Below are 17764 nucleotides of genomic sequence, written 5' to 3'. Positions count from 1 at the left end.
ATGTACACTTAGCTCTTCCGCTAATAAAAGAAAATCAATTTTTGGGGCTGTGATAGTTGGAATTTTCTTATCTTATCATCCAATTAACTCCTCATGAAAAATTTAACACTACTGGTCCTGACCTCAACCATTCTTTTCGCTTGTAAAACTCCTCCTGAAAGAATTCTGATTAAACTCAATAAAGGTCAGAAGTATGAACAGCGCATTGTTTTAAAATCTACCATCACTCAAACAGTTTCAGGAAGGAAAATGAGTACTTCCACAACTTCACAAGGTCTAAATCGTTATGAAGTACTTGCAGTAGATGATAGCGTTTATACATTTCAAGTCACATATCAATCCATGAAAGTCCATATTGAGGTGGACGGTGGTCCAACAACTCAATTGAAAACCCCTACAACAGCAGTATTAGAAAAGCTTAAAGGGCAGTCCTATCGGCTTAACATGTCCGGCATTATGGATTCAAAGAATAAAATTGATAAGGAAACCGGTCTAATTACAGAATCAAAAATAAAACAAGATATGATCGGTAGCGCAACGATACTAGCGGGAACACCCGCTATGATAGGAGATTCTATCTTGATGCAAATCAAAGGCGAAACTACATTAATAAACACCCTGATCAAATAAATGAGTCCGCCTGCGTTAACTATCAACAAAGATATGAGATCTCCAAAAACTTCAAGTCCAAGCTGAGTGGCGATTGAATTTACTCAAAATATTCTTAAGGTGGGGATTATTCCGCATGCGGCCACCTCTTTCGCGGAACGTGGGTCTTCGTCACTTTTGGTGAAATATACAATTTACAAGCCCGAGCTGATGCGACCTCAAATCTTATCCCTATACTTTTTTAAAAATTCATTACAATGCATGAGAATTTCATCGGGAGTTCTGTCTAAATTATGGACAGAAAAAATGACTTCCCAGTCTTTGCAGTTGCACTTTTTCCCATTGTAGACCAATTGCTCGGAGTAATAATTGAATAACAATTATTTGATCATGCTCTTTTGGAGAAGTGCGAATAATTCAGCTCTTTTGTCGACTAAATTGATAGACTTTGAAAAGACTCTTACTGCTGATATGCATAGCCACCATATCTACCAGCATTTACGCACAAAAACAACATAGCCATGGGGTGTTCTGGGGACGCCTCATTTTAGCAGACACGATCAACAGCAAACTTAAGTGGGAAATTTACCTGCAGAAAAGAACCCAGTCGGTAGGTACAGGCAATATTTTTGAAGCTCCGCATTTCATAAGCGTATGGCCCTGGCTGAACTATAAACTCACACCCAATACGAAGGTTTCATTATCACCAATTGCCTATTTCGACTCTCATGTATTTTATGATGGTCCTGAAGATGTCAAACCAGAGGGTGTTAAGGAATACCGGGTTTCTGCGCGTTTGGAGAATGAACAAAAGCTTAGGTTTTTCAATTATTCAAACAGGTACAGCTTAGAATACCGGATGCGTGACCTGGCTTATAACGGGGACTATCAGCCCAACTGGCGTGCCAGGTATCAAATCAGACTGGAGAAGCCATTGCTCAGCGTCCTTTCAAAAGACAAACCATTGTCGGTCTTTGTGTCCGAAGAGGTTTTTATCCAGTTTGGAAAAGCGGTTAAGAACAACCCCAATATATTTGATCAGAACAGGATCAGCGTAGGTGCCGGGTATGAAGTGTTCAAGAACGTAAAGCTAAGTGCCAGTTACCTGAATATTATTCAGCAGAGGATCTCAGGCAAAGATATAGACAATGCACACGCCCTATGGGTAGTCCTTGCATTTGAGAACCTGTTTTCCCAGTTCAAGAAAAAGCCTGGAACCAGAAAATAACCTTACCCATTGCCGCCGTTAAACGATGTAAAACGGCGGAGCCCTCATGAGAACCAGAAGTAAATAGAAAACACGAATAAACCTGCCATGAAAAAGTGTAAATCACATTTTTTTTCTTATATTTTTAGTGGTGGAACCTTCAGGTCAGGATTATGTCTCATCCACTGTATATTACAAGCGAAACGAATATTAGTTAGCAGCAGACGTTTCCTGTATGAAAATGACAGCAAACGCTCTTTGCTTCAACCATGAGCTTAAAATAATGGCTATGAAAAAGATGTTTTTTTTATTTATTCTTATATACGCCTTCGGCTTTCACCTGCAGGCACAAACTATATCAAGAGCGGGCTTTGATGTGAATGTTTACAATCCGTCAGCTAAACAATTCTTTGACCGGTATAAGAACATTGATCATATTGTCATTTTCTATGACAAAAGAGATATAGCAACAATAGAAATATTTTTCCGGGGTAAACCACAGCCTACTTTTGGAGAGCGTTACACGCTTACCTTTGATGGTGATCTCTATTTGTTTCGTAAAAAATATGGAAAATTTCCGTTCCCAAATCCTACAACAGCTAAGCTGACAAATTTTCAAGGAATCGGAAAAATAACTGATGTCAATGTTATTTACAACTTGACAACAACAATGCAGCGCGATTCTCTCGTGCATCATTTTAATTTTTACACATTCGAAGGAAATACCGAGCCTCTTCTTGGTCCTGCTGATTATCGTCCTACTTTTAAGGGTGATATTCTAAAATTGACAAAAAAACTCGAACAGGATTTTAAGAACTGGAAGCCCATTGCGATAACAGATTCTATGATCATCATTACGGGCTTAGTTGAGAAAAACGGCACAATTGGAAAATTAAAACTAATTGAGGGCAAACCTTCTGTTTATTCAAACAAAGTTTTGGAATTTATGAGTCGGGAAGCTACATCGTGGTTGCCAAGAGTAGATGGCGGTGGAAAAAGGCCTTGGAACGTCAGAATATCCGTACGGGTTAATAAAGATAATTCTATGAAGGTTTCTATATTGTGATGATTTGCGYTCATGTTGTACAATCCGGGAGGTGAAAAATTTAATAGTCGGACTAAAAGAAAAATCCTGCAAATCAAGGATTTGCAGGATTTATAAAGCTTTGATGATGTTTTTAGCAGAGACGGGCGGATTTGAACTTAATTCGTATCTGCGCTCCTGGTGCCACTTTCAGTGTCTTTTTAAGTGAGCCGCGAATGATGCAAGCTTTTAAATTTCTTACCAATCAGTTTTTCAGCCGGAAGACCGGCAATCCTCTAGAACATTTAGAAGTGATTCTCCCTATTATTAGAGGTGTTTACAGAACTAAGCGATGAAAGGATTCAACAAAACACATAAAAACAAGTCTAGCCATAAGAAAATGACACCTATATGCCTAACCAAGAACTACTTACCGGCTAAAATCGATTCCAGCTTTTTATGCAATTCCTCACCTCTCAGATCCTTGGCCACTACTTTTCCATCAGGACCAATCAGAAAACTAGCTGGAACAGATTTTACTCCATAAACTGCAGCTGCTGCATTTGCCCAGCCTTTTAAATCTGAAACATGATTCCAGGTTAAATCATCAGCTTTAATAGCACTCAGCCAGGCATCCTTTTTAGTATCCAGGGAAACGCCAAGAATTTCGAACCCTTTATCATGGTACTTGCGATAAGCGCTTACCACATTAGGATTCTCTTTACGACATGGGCCGCACCAGCTTGCCCAGAAATCGATTAACACATATTTCCCCTTGAAATCAGTTAGACTTATCATTTTCCCATCACTATCAGCCATTGAAAACAAAGGTGCAGGCTGACCTACTGCTGTTTTAGCATTAAGAATCAGCGCGTTATTGATTTGCTTTACAAATGAAGATCGTTTCACTTTTTCGCTAAGTAATGGCATCAGTGCCCTTGCATTATCAAAATAAGGATAGTTAATGTACCTCTCCAGAATAACAATCGCAGCTCCAACAGAACCTGAGTTGCGTTTTACATAAGCGTTAATGATGCTGTCGTTCATCGCGTTAAGCGCTTTAAATTCATTATCAAAAGCTGTTCTGGTGGCAGAATCCAGCTGAACCTTTCCACCCTGATTGGCTTTATCTAATCTCTTGTAAATCTCCCCTGCCTTAGCTGTAACCGGTTTCCAGTCTACTTTGTAAAAGCTCATATAAGTAGTGTTTTCGGGACCTCCGTTTATCTTCGCCAAGTACAATGAGTCTTTCTTTCCACTGAAGGTAATTTCTGCATTCTCAAGTAAAAACTGCGCTCCTTTTCCTTCATCTTTAATGTAAATTTTGCAGAAAATCGGTTCAGCAACCTTGCCTTTAAACTCGAATTTATGATCTATAACGGTTGATGAATCTATCGTGGAAACATCGTTATTGGAATGCTGCAAATAGACTTTACCGGAAGGATAGTCTGTCAAAGTCCCCTTAATAAGATACCCTGGTTTCTTCTGAGCAAAGGAGAAACTGATGGTCAGACATAAGATAGTAGAAAACAATACTTTTAATGTGATATATTTCATGGTTACTTTTTTTAAAATCGTTTATAATAAAATGAATTTTTAGTTTACCACCCGGTATTATTGGGTAGTAAGGCAGGATTTTTCTCCACTTCGGCCTGGTAAATCGGAAACAGATATAGCCGATCTGTAAAATTCCGTTGTACAACCGTTGTTTCGGTATACTGACGAGGTTCTGATCCGGTTTGGATAATACTAATCCCTTTTAATACTGAACCCAGATATTGAGGTCCCATTTTCCAGCGGCGGATATCCCAAAGACGCGTGCCTTCAAATGCAAGTTCAATATTCCTTTCATGCATAATTTTTTCCATCGTCAACCCGCCAGCAGGAATTTCCGGCATATTTACGCTGGGTCTTCGGCGCACCTGATTGATATAGCCCCTTGCTTCCTCCGTTTTACCTAGCTTAAACGCTGCCTCTGCAAAATTCAATAGAATCTCTGCATATCGAAACAGGATGTAATTCTGCCCTCCGCCATAGCTTTTGGAGGTATTCAGAGGATCAAATGTAGGCTCCTCCATTTTTCGAAGGGCATATCCTGTCGCCAATGTGGCAAAAGTCGGATTGTATTCGGATCCCAGTTTCAGATCCAGTTTCTTGCCCAGCCAGGTAGATCCATCGTAAAGTATACTGGCATAAAATCTTGGGTCCCGGTTATCGTATGGCTTATCCGGATCAAAGCCCGATCCCGCTTCACTGATTAACTTACCATTTTTCATCTCATACTCATTCACTATATTTTGAGTAGGCTGATTTAATCCGCTTGGCCCCGGGGGAACAAGCCCCCATGGCAAATTATAATGATGAACATGATAAGCCTGGAAATCTGCTTTATACTGATGATCAAAAATCACTTCCAAATTATTGTCATTGGCCTCATGAAAAAGTGTTTCATAATTGGCGAACAATCCGTACCCCGCCTTTCCAGCAATATCAACTACTTCTTTACTGGCATCATACGCAGCCGGCCAGTTGTTATCGTAACTTGCGGCATAAAGCAATACGCGGCTTTTTAGCGCCAGAGCTGCTCCTATAGTGACCCTCCCCACATTTGCACCGGTATACTTATAAGCAAGAAACTGCCCTTTATTAATATCATCTGTTTCACTCACAATGAATTTGACAACATCCTGATAAGAAGTACGCGGCACATTCAGGTTCTCGTTGAGGTCTTGCGCCTTTGTAATCAGCGGCACAGCACCAAAGTAATTGATCAGGTAGGCATAGTTCAAAGCCCTCAAAAACCTGGCTTCATCCCTTGTTCTGCTTTTATAAGCAACACTTGCCGGCAAGCGATCTATATTACCGATTAAAATATTGCAGCGTCTGATGGTAATATAGGCACTGTTATAGGCATTCTGAATGCCGAACGGCACACTTGAGGCAATAAATGTATTCTGATAGATACTTAGGTTACTGCTCGAATACAGCTGGTCAGTAAAAGCATCACGCATTGTACCGGCAAATTCTGTAGGAATACCTGCATAGAGGTTATTCAAAAACAGACCCGTCAGGGTAGAGTCCTTAAATACATCTTCGTCGCTGTACCTGTCAAGTGGCTGGCTGTTTAAAAAATCCTTTTTACACCCAAAAGCAAAGATGATTAAGGAAAGGCATATAATTATAGAATATCTTTTCATTTTAAAGAAGATTAAAATTTAACACTTAAACCAAGGTTGAATAACTTCTGAATCAGATAGCTTTCTGCACCGAATGAAGACACAAAGGATTCAGGATCTACATCTTTGAGGCTGGTAATGGTAAAAAGATTGGTCCCGCTAACGTAAAAGCGCGCGTTTGAAATCTTTAATCCACGCAATGCGCTTGCCGGAACGTTATAACCCAATTCCAGGTTTTTAAGACGCAGGTAAGAACCATCTCTTAGCCAGTAACTGGATATTTCTTTGTTGTTGGAGTTGTTTGAAAACAAGCGTGGATAGGAGGCGTCGGTATTGTCAGGTGTCCAACGATCCAGATGCTTTTCTGATGGCACGCTATTTCCTGCGAATGCCCATTCTCCCTGACCCGTCATATACTTCTGCACTTTAGCTGCACCCTGCAAAAGTATGCTCAAATCAAAACCTTTATAGCTCCCACCCAGGGAAATACCATAAACCATCCTTGGATAATCCCCCTTTCCAATTACTGTCCTGTCGGCACTTGTAATCTTACCATCGTTATTGATGTCTTTATACCTGATGTCACCGGGTGCAACGTTGGCATATAGAGGTGTTGGTCCGCTGGCTATTTCTGCTGCAGACTGGTATAAACCTTCGGCAACATAGCCCAGATTGGATGTTAAGTTACCTGAGGCAACATAAATGGATTGCCCAATTGAACTCTGATAAGGCAATAAACCACTTGCCTCTGGCATATAAATTACTTTATTGCGGTTAAAAGTAACATTAGGTTTAATAAAATAAGTTATTGCGCCCAATGTATTTTGGTGTTCCAGCTGGAATTCAAATCCACTGTTGTCAATGGTAGATAAATTCTCCCTTGGCAAGGTACCGCCAATGGTTGCCGGGATACTGAAACTCCTATCTCCAAGAATATTTTTTGTTCTCTTATAAAAATAATCAGCAGTTAACCCCAGCTGGTTATTAAACAACCTGGTTTCGAATCCAACATTCGTAATATTTGCTTTTTCCCAGGTAAAAGACACATTAGGAATAACACCCGGAACCAGGGCCTGAAGATTTGTATTGCCAAAGATATAGTACCCGTCAAGACCAGTTCCCAGTGTATAAGTGTTCAAATATAAAAACTGCCCAATCCTGTCGTTCCCCAACTGACCATAAGATCCTCTGATTTTCAGGAAATTAATTGCAGAGATATCCTTCAGAAAGGATTCTTCACTTAGCACCCAGCCTGCGGATATTGAAGGAAAGAAACCAAATCTTTTATCTTTTGGAAACACATCAGAGCCATCATAACGGAAACTAAATTCGAGGAAATATTTCTCGGCAAAGTTGTATGCCGCACGGCCAACCACACTTTGTCTGGCATTTCTAAAGGCAGAACCGTCATTGTCATCATTTGCAGGATCTCCTGCAAATATCTGATCAACCTGAGCTGAAGGATAATTCCCCCTGGAAGCCTGAAGCCAGTTTCCCTGATTTTCTGTTTGTGTATACAAAGCCAGCAGATCTAAACTATGCCTCCCAAATGTTCTTTTATAGTTTAAAGAAGCTTCAGCCAATACAGTCTGTCTTTGTTCCATCCGTTCTGTCAAAGAGGCTTTTGTAATGGATCCATTTATTCTGGTCACATAAGTACCATCATCATTTCTAATTGAAGTTAAATATGGCTTCGCGAAATTTTTGAAATAGGTTTGATACCTGTTATAGGAAAGTGTGCCTTTAGCACTAAGCCCCTCTATAAACGGAAAATTATAGGTTAACGAACCTACACCTTCCAATACATTAAGCTCTGTGTTCCTATAACCTGCCTCTCCTTTTGACATTAAATATGGACTTCCGTTAACCAAAGAAGAGAAACCACTCGGAATACTGATGTAGTTATAAGCCCCATTACTAAACTTGCTGGGGATTAAAGGAGAAATCATACGGTAAAAACTGGTAATGGCAGATCCCGCTGTTTGATCCTTTGTTTTTTCAAGACGGGCGTTGATGTTCAAACTTACCTTAAGGCTTTTTGAGATATCGGCATCTAAGTTAGACCTCAATGAATACTGCTTATAGCCGGAAGTTTCAAAGAGCCCCCTTTGGTCCAGATAACCGCCAGAAACAAAATATCTGGATTTGTCTCCCCCTCCATTTACGGAAAGATTGTGGCGCTGCTGAAAGCTACTGGCTCCCATTATTGCACTATACCAATCCGTATTTGCATACCTGTCAGGATCTGAGCCTGTTCGGATCACTTCCAATTGTTCAGGTGTATATCCCCTGTTTTGAGCAGGATTAAAGTTATTTTCATTGGTGTACATTTCATTTAACAGTGTTGCATACTGATAGCCGTCAACCAAATCTGCTAACTTTGTTGGTTTTTGCCAGCTGCCGTTGAAGGTATAATTCAATGATGTTTTACCTTTCTCACCACGTCTTGTCGTAATTAGAATAACCCCGTTTGCCGCCCTGGCACCGTACACGGCGGCTGTACCCGCATCCTTTAAAATAGAAATACTCTCGATATCGGAAGGATCTATATGCGGCAACGTTGCATTAATCTGACCTCCTGCTGCATTAACAGCCTCCTGAGGTACGCCATCAATAACAATTAAAGGCGATGAGTTGGTTGGCGAACTTATTCCCCTGATCAGTAACCTGGAATCATCTCTTCCAGGTTGTCCCGATCCCTGAAAAGCAATTAATCCCGGCAGGCGTCCAACCAGGGAATTGCTAATGTTGGCCGCGGGACTTTGCCTCAACTCCGCTCCGCTAACGGTTGCCACCGAACCAGTAATACTGCTTTTCTTCTGTGCAGAATACCCCAGAACAACTACCTCCTGCAAACTTCCCGGAGCAGCAACCATCGTTACCTTTAGCGAGGTTGAGGTTCCTACAGGCACTTCCTGTGTTTTGAAACCTATGTAGCTAAATACCAGTGTCTGGTTTCCGTCGGACGGGATCGTAATGTTAAAATGGCCATTTAAATCAGTTGCAGAACTGGAACTATTGTCACCTTTAACCATAATGGTCACCCCAGACAAGGGATTACCTTCATCATCCAGTACAATTCCGGTAACCTTAGCATCGGCCTGTTCGCCCGCAATCCCATGACTTTCTGCTCTGGCAATCAGAATTTTATTGTTTACTTCGCTAAAGGTCAACCCATTTCCCCTTAAAATCAGGTTTAAAGTAGCTTTAACAGACCGTGTATCTAAAGGAACGCTTAAGTTCTTTGCGTCTTTGATATCGCTGTTCCTAAAGATGAACCTAAAATTGGTTTGTTGCTCAATCTTCTTTATGGCCGATAAAACCGACTCATTTTTAAGTTCCATGGTCACCTGCACCTGAGCCGAGCCCTGCGCTTTTATATTGGAAGCAAACAGGATTTGGAAGGTTGTGGTTATTAAAATAGTTATAATTAGGCTTAAACGCATAATCTGACGAATTATATATCRCGACTTATTGGAGGCAGAAAAGCATAAATAGCTTTCAGCACCCTCTGCTGGTTTTGCAGAAAATTTCATAATTTTAAATGTTTAAATGATCCTCGAAAAATTGTTTATAACAATTTGCTCCAGTTAGCGCTAGAGCAAAAACAATCAACAGCTCCCTGTTTAGCGACAGGGAGTTTTTCGTCAAATACGCAGGTAGTAAATTTCTCTCATAAATGTTTAGTTAATGGTTTAGGTATATTAAATTGATTAATTATTATTTGCATCCATTACCGGAGATAATGATTTCCCCTGCCTTTTTTTGATATTCTATATGATTGAATGAAGCTATAACCTGCAATATTTCATCCAGACTTTCTCCCTTTAAGAAGGTAGCCGTAAAACGACAACCCTTACTATAATCGTTGGCAAACCTTATTTTTATGTTGAAACGTCGGGCCAGTTGCGCCATCGCATCATCCATGGTTACATCGTCAAAAAACAGGTCATTTTCCTGCCATTCTACAATCCTGCGTGCTTCTACTCCAAGGACTTCGGATTTATTTTGTTTTTGGTTAAAAACAATCTGCTGATCGGGCAGAATAACTCCCAGCGTTTTGTTTTCTTTCTGCACCATCACTTTACCGCGGGTTACAGTTACAATGACATTATTTTCACGATCAACGTACTTAATGTTAAATGCCGTACCCAGCACTGTTGTTTTAATCTTCCCGGTATGCACCACAAACGGTCGGCTGGCATCATGCTTAATATCGAAGTACCCTTCCCCAATCAAAGAGACCTCTCTTGTTTTTTTATTGAAATGAGACGAAAATATCAGGGTACTTTGCTTGTTAAGCACAACCCTACTTCCGTCAGGAAGTGTAATACCCCTGTGTTCAGCAGTTGCACGCTCCGTGATTAAAGAACTTTGGCCATTAGCTGTAAAATGACCTTCATTAACTCGTTTATTTCCAGCAGGTGTGAGGTATAGGAAAACAAAGAAACCAATGACCAGCAGGGCGGCAGCCCATATGACTCTTCGCARTATAGGCCTTATCTTAATCACCTTCAAAGAGGGGGCAATTTCTTTATCCTTATCGGAGGCCACCACGCGGTCAAAAATCTGTATGGCACTGTTTTTATCCAACACTTCTTCTGTAAAATGTTTCTCCCATTCACTATCCATCAATTCATCGAGTTCGCTAACCGCATTTCCACTGTTAACCAGTGCCATAAATTCGGCATGCTCTTCCTTGGTACAGGTGTGATCGGCATATTTCCGAAACAAATACATTAATCGTTCCTTATTCATGGGGATATATATTTTTCGCAGGGCACATCATCAGGCCTTTAATTAGATGACAACTGGAATTCAAAAAGGGAGTAGTCGAAATAAAAATTATTTTGCCAGGTGAAATAAAATAACCAGCAACAGGGGTAAGTCTGCATGATTGTCCATAAGCCCCCGAATGGTTTTGGTCGCCTCGCGAAGATGCACTTTTACCGTCAGCGGTGAAATGTGGAGGCGTTCAGCAACATCTTTCTGTTTCAACCCTTCCATATGGCACATCCGGTAAATATTCTGTTGCTGAGGAGGTAACTTTTGAATGGCCGCGTTTAACAAAGCCAATGTTTCCTTAACCATAATACCGCTTTCAGTTGTGTTATCAATATCGTTCCACTCCTTCTGACTTATCTCATTGGTCTTAAAGTCAAGTGCCAATTTTTTCAACGCATTAAGGGTAAGATTTTTGGAAACAACCCGTAGGTAAGCTCCGAAATTATTGATTTCCGGAAGTTTGTCTCTTTTTAACCAGATATTGGTAAAAACATCCTGCACAATATCCTCAGAAAGCTGTTGCGATCTTAAAAACCGAAAAGCATAGGCATAAACCTTAGCACTGTAATGATCGAAAATCCGCCCGAACGCTTGCTGATCACCATCAGCAACTTTAGTCATCAATGGTTTGTCATCACCCGGTTCAAAGACTTTAGCTCCCATGTAACTAAGTTATTATTTTAGCCATAAAGTTACATAAAGTTGGTCACAAGTTTTAATTCTTATCAGCTAAAGCGTCTTTAGCATCACAAATCAGAAAGCATTTTAGTAAAAAAAGGTTTTTTTTTGCCGCTTAACTATGGATATTTTTATTAAATCGGATATGCGGTAACATTTTTAACCACTCTTAGCACAAAAGAACTGTTAACTCTGGATACATTAGCTAATTTTGCCAGTTTATCCCGGAGAAAATCCGAATACTCATCCAAATCACGGGTGGCTACCTTCAGAATAAAATCACTATCACCAGACATTTGAAAGCATTCCATCACTTCATCAAATTTAGAAACTTCCTGTTCAAATTGAATCAGAATCTCTGCAGTATGGCTACTCATATGGACATGGGGAAAAGTAATCAACCCCCTGTCTATTTTGTTTCGGTCCAGAATTGCAACGGTACTTTTTATATACCCCTGGTCAATCAGTTTCCTTCTTCGTTCCTGAATAGCCGCCACAGACCTGTGCAGCCGAACCGCCAGTTCCTTGTTGGTAAGGGTGGCATCATGCTGAAGGATTTTTAACAGTTCAAGGTCAATTGTGTCTAATTGCATATCAATAAATCAGTTCAGGTGTAAAAAAAACGCCAAAAGAATATTTACGGTAACCAAAACTAGCAAAAAAACATAAATATATTGATTTTACAAGTAAAAAAACTGAAAATGATCGTATCTATTGTGCATTAAAAGGAGTATATAGAGTTTTGGCAATCACTTCAATAAAAGTTATGCTGGCTGAAACCAAAGAACAAACCTGTTTAAGCACCACCCTGGTAAATAAATTCGACCACCTCTGGCATTTGGTGGGCAACACCCCTATGTTGGAAATCCATTATACTTATAAGGGAATTCCCAGCAAGATCTATGTGAAATGCGAACATTACAATCTTACCGGAAGTATCAAAGACAGAATGGCGCTGAACATCATTTATGAGGCGTATAATCATTGTGCAATAAAACCCGGAGACACCATTATTGAAGCTACCAGTGGAAATACAGGGATTGCCTTTGCCGCTATCGGTAAGGCCMTTGGCCACCCGGTGAAGATCATTATGCCCAACTGGCTAAGTAAGGAAAGAACAGACATCATCAAAAGCCTTGGGGCAGAGGTAGTCCTGATCAGTAAGGAAGAAGGCGGATTTGTAGGCAGTATTAAACTTTGTGAACAGCTGGCTGCCGAGGGTAACGTTTTCCTCCCTCAGCAATTTGAGAACAAGTACAATGAGCAGGCCCATGAAAAAACCACGGGACAGGAAATATGGGAACAACTGCAAACCAGAAATCTGGTGCCGGATGCATTCGTAGCAGGTGTGGGTACAGGTGGAACTGTGATGGGTGTAGGTAAAAGGCTAAAAAACTATCATCCCAGCATCAAAATCCATCCACTGGAACCCGCCGAAAGTCCAACACTGACCACAGGCTATAAAGTAGGGAGCCACAGAATCCAGGGGATTTCTGATGAATTCATTCCGCAGATCGTTAAACTGGACAAACTGGACAAAGTCATCCAGGCTAATGACGGTGATGCCATCATCATGGCTCAGAAACTCGCGAAAGAACTGGGACTCGCGGTAGGCATTTCCTCGGGGGCGAATGTAATCGGGGCAATTAAACTAAAACAGGAACTGGGAGCAGCAGCAGTAGTGGTCACCCTACTTTGCGACAGCAATAAAAAGTACCTGAGTACTGACCTGGTTAAAGAAGAACCTATCAGGGACTTCTATATCTCAACAGATACCATCTTTACAGGTTACGACCCCATCTGCCGACTCAGCTAACACTAAAACAATCAACCAACCAAAAAACACATAAACATGAAAAATCTATTTGTATTTGCCCTGGCGCTTTTTTTAAGCTTTTCGGCCAGCAGCCAAATTCTCAAGCCCGTGAAATGGAGCTATGCAGCCAAGAAAACTTCTAAAACAGAAGCCATCCTCTACCTCAAAGCCACTATAGAAGACCGCTGGCATATCTACTCCCAAAATATGGCAGATGGCGGACCTGTGAAAACAAGCTTTAGCTTTGTACCTTCAAAAACTTACAAACTAAGTGGAAAAACCGTTGAGCCCAAAGCAATTACCAAATTTGAAAAGTCTTTTGAAATGAATGTCAGTTATTTTGAAAAATCTGTCATTTTTCAACAAAAGATAAAATTGACAGGAGCTAAAGCGCTAGTTAARGGCACCCTCGAATTTATGGTTTGTGATGACCAGCAGTGTTTGCCACCCGAAACTGTTGAATTTTCGATTCCTGTAAGCTAGTCGAAATGAAACCGATGTACTACCCAACCGTCATCAAAACGCTTATGATGACGGTGCTATTTATTATGGCGTCCCTTTATCCTATTTTTTCACAAGAATCGGATACTTCAATGGCTAATGTTGAATTTACCGAGATTGTACCCGACACTACACTTAAGACCGATACATTGACTACTGTTCAGGCAGGGACGGCTGATACTGTAAAAAAAATAACAGCAACCAGCACCCAGGTCAAAACCAGTAAGGCAGAAAAAGAGAAAACATTGTGGGAAACGTTCATTGCAGGATTGGCAGGAGGTTTTCTAGCCTTCCTGATGCCATGCATTTTTCCAATGGTACCACTTACCATCAGCTATTTCACCAAAAGAGCAGGAAGCAAAAGTAAAGGTATCGGTCAGGCCCTGATCTACGGACTGTCCATCATTGTCATTTATGTAGGACTGGGCTTACTGATCACTGTTATATTTGGTTCTGCGGGACTAAATGCATTAAGTGCCAGCGGGTTGTTCAACTTTTTATTCTTCCTTCTGCTAGTGGTGTTTGCGATCTCTTTTTTTGGGGCATTTGAAATTACCCTACCCAGTTCATTTGTAAACAAAATAGACAACAAGGCCGACAACAGTAAAGGTCTTGGCGGTATTTTCTTCATGGCAGCCTCCTTAGCATTGGTTTCCTTCTCCTGTACAGGACCTATTATTGGCACCTTGCTGGTACAGGCCAGTTCCAAAGGCGAACTACTGGCTCCAGCTATAGGGATGTTTGGGTTCGCCCTGGCTTTGGCCTTACCATTTACCTTATCGGCTATATTTCCCGGTGTTTTGAATAGTATGCCCAAATCTGGCGGATGGCTAAACAGTATAAAAGTATGTCTGGGTTTCCTGGAACTGGCCCTGGCCTTAAAGTTCCTCTCCTCAGCCGACCTGGCCTGGCACTGGGAGTGGTTTGATCGGGAAGTTTTCCTGGTACTGTGGATCGTCATCTTTATGCTCATGGGGATTTATCTGCTGGGCAAGATCAAGTTTTCACATGACAGCGATGTGCCCTATGTATCTGTACCACGTTTATTTTTCGCCATCCTGTCCTTTTCATTTGCCTTATATATGGTGTCCGGCTTATGGGGGGCACCTGTCAGCGTATTAAGCGGCCTTGCACCACCAATGAACACCCAGGATTTTATCCTGAGCAGCAATGGAATTGTTCCGGTTACAACATCAGTCAATTTTCCAGCAAAGGTGAAGCATAGTGAATCATTAAAGGCCCCATTGGGTTTTCATCCTTTCTTTGACCTGGAGGAAGGTCTGGCGTATGCAAAGAAGGTGGGTAAACCTGTGCTGCTTGACTTTACCGGGCATACCTGCGTGAACTGCCGGAGAATGGAGGACCTGGTGTGGGTGGACAAGGAGGTCAGTAGGCTGATCAATGAGGAATATGTACTGATCCAACTCTATGCCGACGACCGTAACATTAAGATGCCTGCAAACAAAATCCACTACTCTAAAATTTTAAAACGCAAAACTGAGGACCTTGGCTATTGGAACCTGGATTTCCAGGCCACTAAATATGGTTCAAACGCCCAGCCTTTATATGTTCTGGCAGGCCATGACCTGGTTCCTTTGGTGGAAACACAGGGGGCCAATTTTGATACCAAGGCCTATGCAACCTATCTTAAAAGCGGATTGACAGCACTTAAGAATAAATAAACAAGTCTACTTATAAAAAACAAAATAGGAGTTAATAATTAACCAGGATCGGTGGATGCCGACCTGGTTTACTTACAAAAAAGATAAAAATATGAGATATAAGTTTCTAATAACGTTGTCGCTTTCAGGACTTTTCCTTTGCGCCAGTGCACAACAGGTAAAATTTACCGAATACGACCTGGCAAATGGCCTGCATGTAATCCTTCATCAGGATAAGACTGCCCCGGTAGTGGCTGTATCGGTCATGTATCATGTAGGTTCTAAAGACGAGGATCCTCAAAGAACAGGTTTTGCACATTTTTTCGAGCACTTACTATTTGAAGGCAGTGAAAACATGAAACGTGGAGATTTTATGAAGATCGTTAGCAGCAACGGTGGCCAGAACAATGCAAACACCAGTCAGGACAGAACATTTTATTACGAAGTATTTCCTTCTAATCAGCTGGAACTGGGTTTATGGCTGGAAAGCGAGCGTATGCTCCATCCTAAAATTGACGATGCAGGTGTTAAAACCCAGCGCGAAGTAGTTAAAGAAGAAAAGCGTATGCGTATGGACAACAAACCTTATGGGAAATTTGCGGAAAACATCTTCAGTCATTTGTTTGATGGCCATCCTTATAGCTGGCAACCAATAGGATCAATGGCGCATCTGGATGCAGCAAAACTAGATGAGTTTATTGCCTTTTTCAAAAAATATTATGCCCCTAACAATGCGGTGTTGACCATCGCTGGAGACCTGGACATTGAAAACACCAAAATACTGATTGCCAAATATTTTAACGAAGTGCCTATAGGAGTTCCGGTGATCAAAGGCACTTTCGAACTCAAACCAATCGCTAAACAAATCGTAGATACGGTTTATGATGCGAATATTCAAATTCCCGCGATATTTGCGGCTTACCGTATTCCCGGAATGAAGAGCCGCGAGAACAAAGTCCTCGAAATGGTCAGCACAATTTTATCTGGTGGAGGAAGTTCAAGGTTAAGCACAAAAATGGTCGATCAGAAAAAAACGGCCCTGGAGGTGGCAGCCTTCAACTACACACTGGAAGATTATGGTGCGTACATTACGCTTGCCCTACCCAACAACAATACTCCTTTAAATGGCCTTTTAACTGATATTGACGCAGAGGTTACCCGATTACAGTCAGATCTGATCACAGAATCAGAATACACAAAACTCCAAAATCAATTTGAGAATGGGTATGTCAGTGCCAATAGTAAAATGATCGGGGTTGCAGAAAGCCTTGCCAACGGATATACCCTTCATAAAAATACGAATGACCTGAATGAGCAGCTGGCTCAGGTGAAATCAATCACCAAAGAAGAGATCAGGGATGTTGCCCGGAAATATTTAACTAAAGATCAGCGTGTAGTACTTTACTATTTACCAAAGAAATAACATGAAGAAGATATTCATATTCGCCGTTTCAGTCCTGTTTACTCAAGCAGCTATGGCACAAAAATTAGATAGAAGTCAAAAGCCGAAACCAGGGCCTGCACCAGCTATCACTTTCGCCGATCCTGTAATTTATAAGCTGTCAAACGGCATCACCGTTCTGGTCGTAGAAAATCATAAATTACCAAAGGTTTCAGCAAGTTACAGTATTGATGCCGGCCCCATTACTGAAGGTTCAAAAGCCGGAGTTATCGGATTACTGGGCGGCATGTTGAATGAAGGAACAGTTACAAAAACGAAGGCACAGTTTGATGAAGCTGTAGACCAAATGGGCGCAGAAGTAGCGCTTACCTCAGGTGGCGGTCAAGTCTCTGCCCTAACCCGCTATTTCAGTAATGCCTTTCTGTTAATGGCAGATGCCCTGAGGAATCCTGCTTTTCCTGAAGGTTCATTTGACAAGCTAAAATCACAAAGCCTTACCAATTTAAAATCCACCGAACGAAGCACTACTGCAATTTCAGGCCGAGTAGTTAATGCAATATCATTTGGTTTGAAGCACCCCTTTGGAGAGTTTGAAACAGCGCAAAGCATTCAAACCATCACGCTGGAGGATATTAAAGTTGCTTATAAAAAATATGTAACTCCTTCAAGAGGTTACCTGACTTTTGTCGGCGACATTAAACCGGAAGCTGCAAAAGCATTGGCCTTAAAAGCATTTGGAGACTGGAGAGGATCTGTTCTGACCTTCCCTGTTTTGGATAAAGTTAGTAACCCTGCTAAAACAGAAGTAGATGTTGTGGATGTACCTAACGCAGTTCAGTCTGAGCTCACGGTAACCAATCTTATTGAGCTTCCAATGAGCAGTCCGGATTATCACGCAGTATTGC

At 41.2% G+C, this 17764-nt stretch carries 14 protein-coding genes; 8 read left to right on the top strand and 6 right to left on the bottom strand.

Annotated features, from left to right (window positions below):
- Positions 1-93 precede the first annotated feature (93 nt).
- The 3 genes from AC1DG9_RS12150 (at position 94) to AC1DG9_RS12140 (ending at position 2882) form a co-directional block, all read left to right on the top strand.
- Positions 94-630, top strand: a complete 537-nt coding sequence (locus tag AC1DG9_RS12150) for a hypothetical protein (RefSeq protein ID WP_477634684.1) — start codon at positions 94-96, stop codon at positions 628-630.
- Between the two features lie 427 nt (positions 631-1057).
- Positions 1058-1837, top strand: coding sequence for a DUF2490 domain-containing protein (locus tag AC1DG9_RS12145; protein ID WP_337714918.1), 780 nt, complete (start codon positions 1058-1060; stop codon positions 1835-1837).
- A gap of 268 nt (positions 1838-2105) precedes the next feature.
- Positions 2106-2882 (top strand): hypothetical protein, encoded by a 777-nt coding sequence (locus tag AC1DG9_RS12140; RefSeq protein ID WP_288880000.1) that lies wholly within the window; start codon positions 2106-2108, stop codon positions 2880-2882.
- A 384-nt stretch (positions 2883-3266) separates the two neighbouring features.
- Here the strand turns inward: AC1DG9_RS12140 and AC1DG9_RS12135 are convergent, their stop codons facing one another.
- The 6 genes from AC1DG9_RS12135 to AC1DG9_RS12110 form a co-directional block, all read right to left on the bottom strand.
- Complete coding sequence (locus AC1DG9_RS12135; RefSeq protein WP_288880002.1) at positions 3267-4397, bottom strand: TlpA disulfide reductase family protein; 1131 nt, start codon at positions 4395-4397, stop codon at positions 3267-3269.
- 44 nt (positions 4398-4441) lie between these two features.
- On the bottom strand, positions 4442-6037 hold the full coding sequence (locus AC1DG9_RS12130) for a RagB/SusD family nutrient uptake outer membrane protein (RefSeq protein WP_288880004.1): 1596 nt from the start codon (positions 6035-6037) through the stop codon (positions 4442-4444).
- 11 nt (positions 6038-6048) lie between these two features.
- Positions 6049-9552, bottom strand: coding sequence for a TonB-dependent receptor (locus tag AC1DG9_RS12125; RefSeq protein WP_477634683.1), 3504 nt, complete (start codon positions 9550-9552; stop codon positions 6049-6051).
- Between the two features lie 184 nt (positions 9553-9736).
- Positions 9737-10774, bottom strand: coding sequence for a FecR family protein (locus AC1DG9_RS12120; protein ID WP_337714920.1), 1038 nt, complete (start codon positions 10772-10774; stop codon positions 9737-9739).
- Positions 10775-10861: 87 nt separating this feature from the next.
- Entirely contained in the window at positions 10862-11464 is a 603-nt protein-coding gene (locus tag AC1DG9_RS12115) for an RNA polymerase sigma factor (RefSeq protein ID WP_337714921.1), read from the bottom strand.
- A gap of 149 nt (positions 11465-11613) precedes the next feature.
- Entirely contained in the window at positions 11614-12072 is a 459-nt protein-coding gene (locus AC1DG9_RS12110; protein ID WP_172663390.1) for an Lrp/AsnC family transcriptional regulator, read from the bottom strand.
- A gap of 173 nt (positions 12073-12245) precedes the next feature.
- On the opposite strand from AC1DG9_RS12110, the gene AC1DG9_RS12105 reads away from it, so the two are divergent.
- The 5 genes from AC1DG9_RS12105 to AC1DG9_RS12085 all read left to right on the top strand — a co-directional run.
- Complete coding sequence (locus AC1DG9_RS12105; RefSeq protein ID WP_477634682.1) at positions 12246-13295, top strand: PLP-dependent cysteine synthase family protein; 1050 nt, start codon at positions 12246-12248, stop codon at positions 13293-13295.
- Positions 13296-13331: 36 nt separating this feature from the next.
- Complete coding sequence (locus AC1DG9_RS12100) at positions 13332-13778, top strand: protein-disulfide reductase DsbD domain-containing protein (protein ID WP_172663392.1); 447 nt, start codon at positions 13332-13334, stop codon at positions 13776-13778.
- 14 nt (positions 13779-13792) lie between these two features.
- Positions 13793-15478 (top strand): protein-disulfide reductase DsbD family protein, encoded by a 1686-nt coding sequence (locus AC1DG9_RS12095; protein WP_430709541.1) that lies wholly within the window; start codon positions 13793-13795, stop codon positions 15476-15478.
- A gap of 91 nt (positions 15479-15569) precedes the next feature.
- The gene (locus tag AC1DG9_RS12090) at positions 15570-16880 is read left to right on the top strand and encodes a M16 family metallopeptidase (protein WP_172663394.1); all 1311 of its coding nucleotides are present in this window, start codon (positions 15570-15572) and stop codon (positions 16878-16880) included.
- Position 16881: 1 nt separating this feature from the next.
- Positions 16882-17764 (top strand): M16 family metallopeptidase (locus tag AC1DG9_RS12085; RefSeq protein ID WP_477634681.1); only part of this gene is annotated, 883 nt, incomplete at its 3' end.

The sequence above is a fragment of the Pedobacter sp. 05L430 genome, from assembly GCF_056397585.1.
This window is presented reverse-complemented; position numbering and strand designations above follow the sequence as displayed.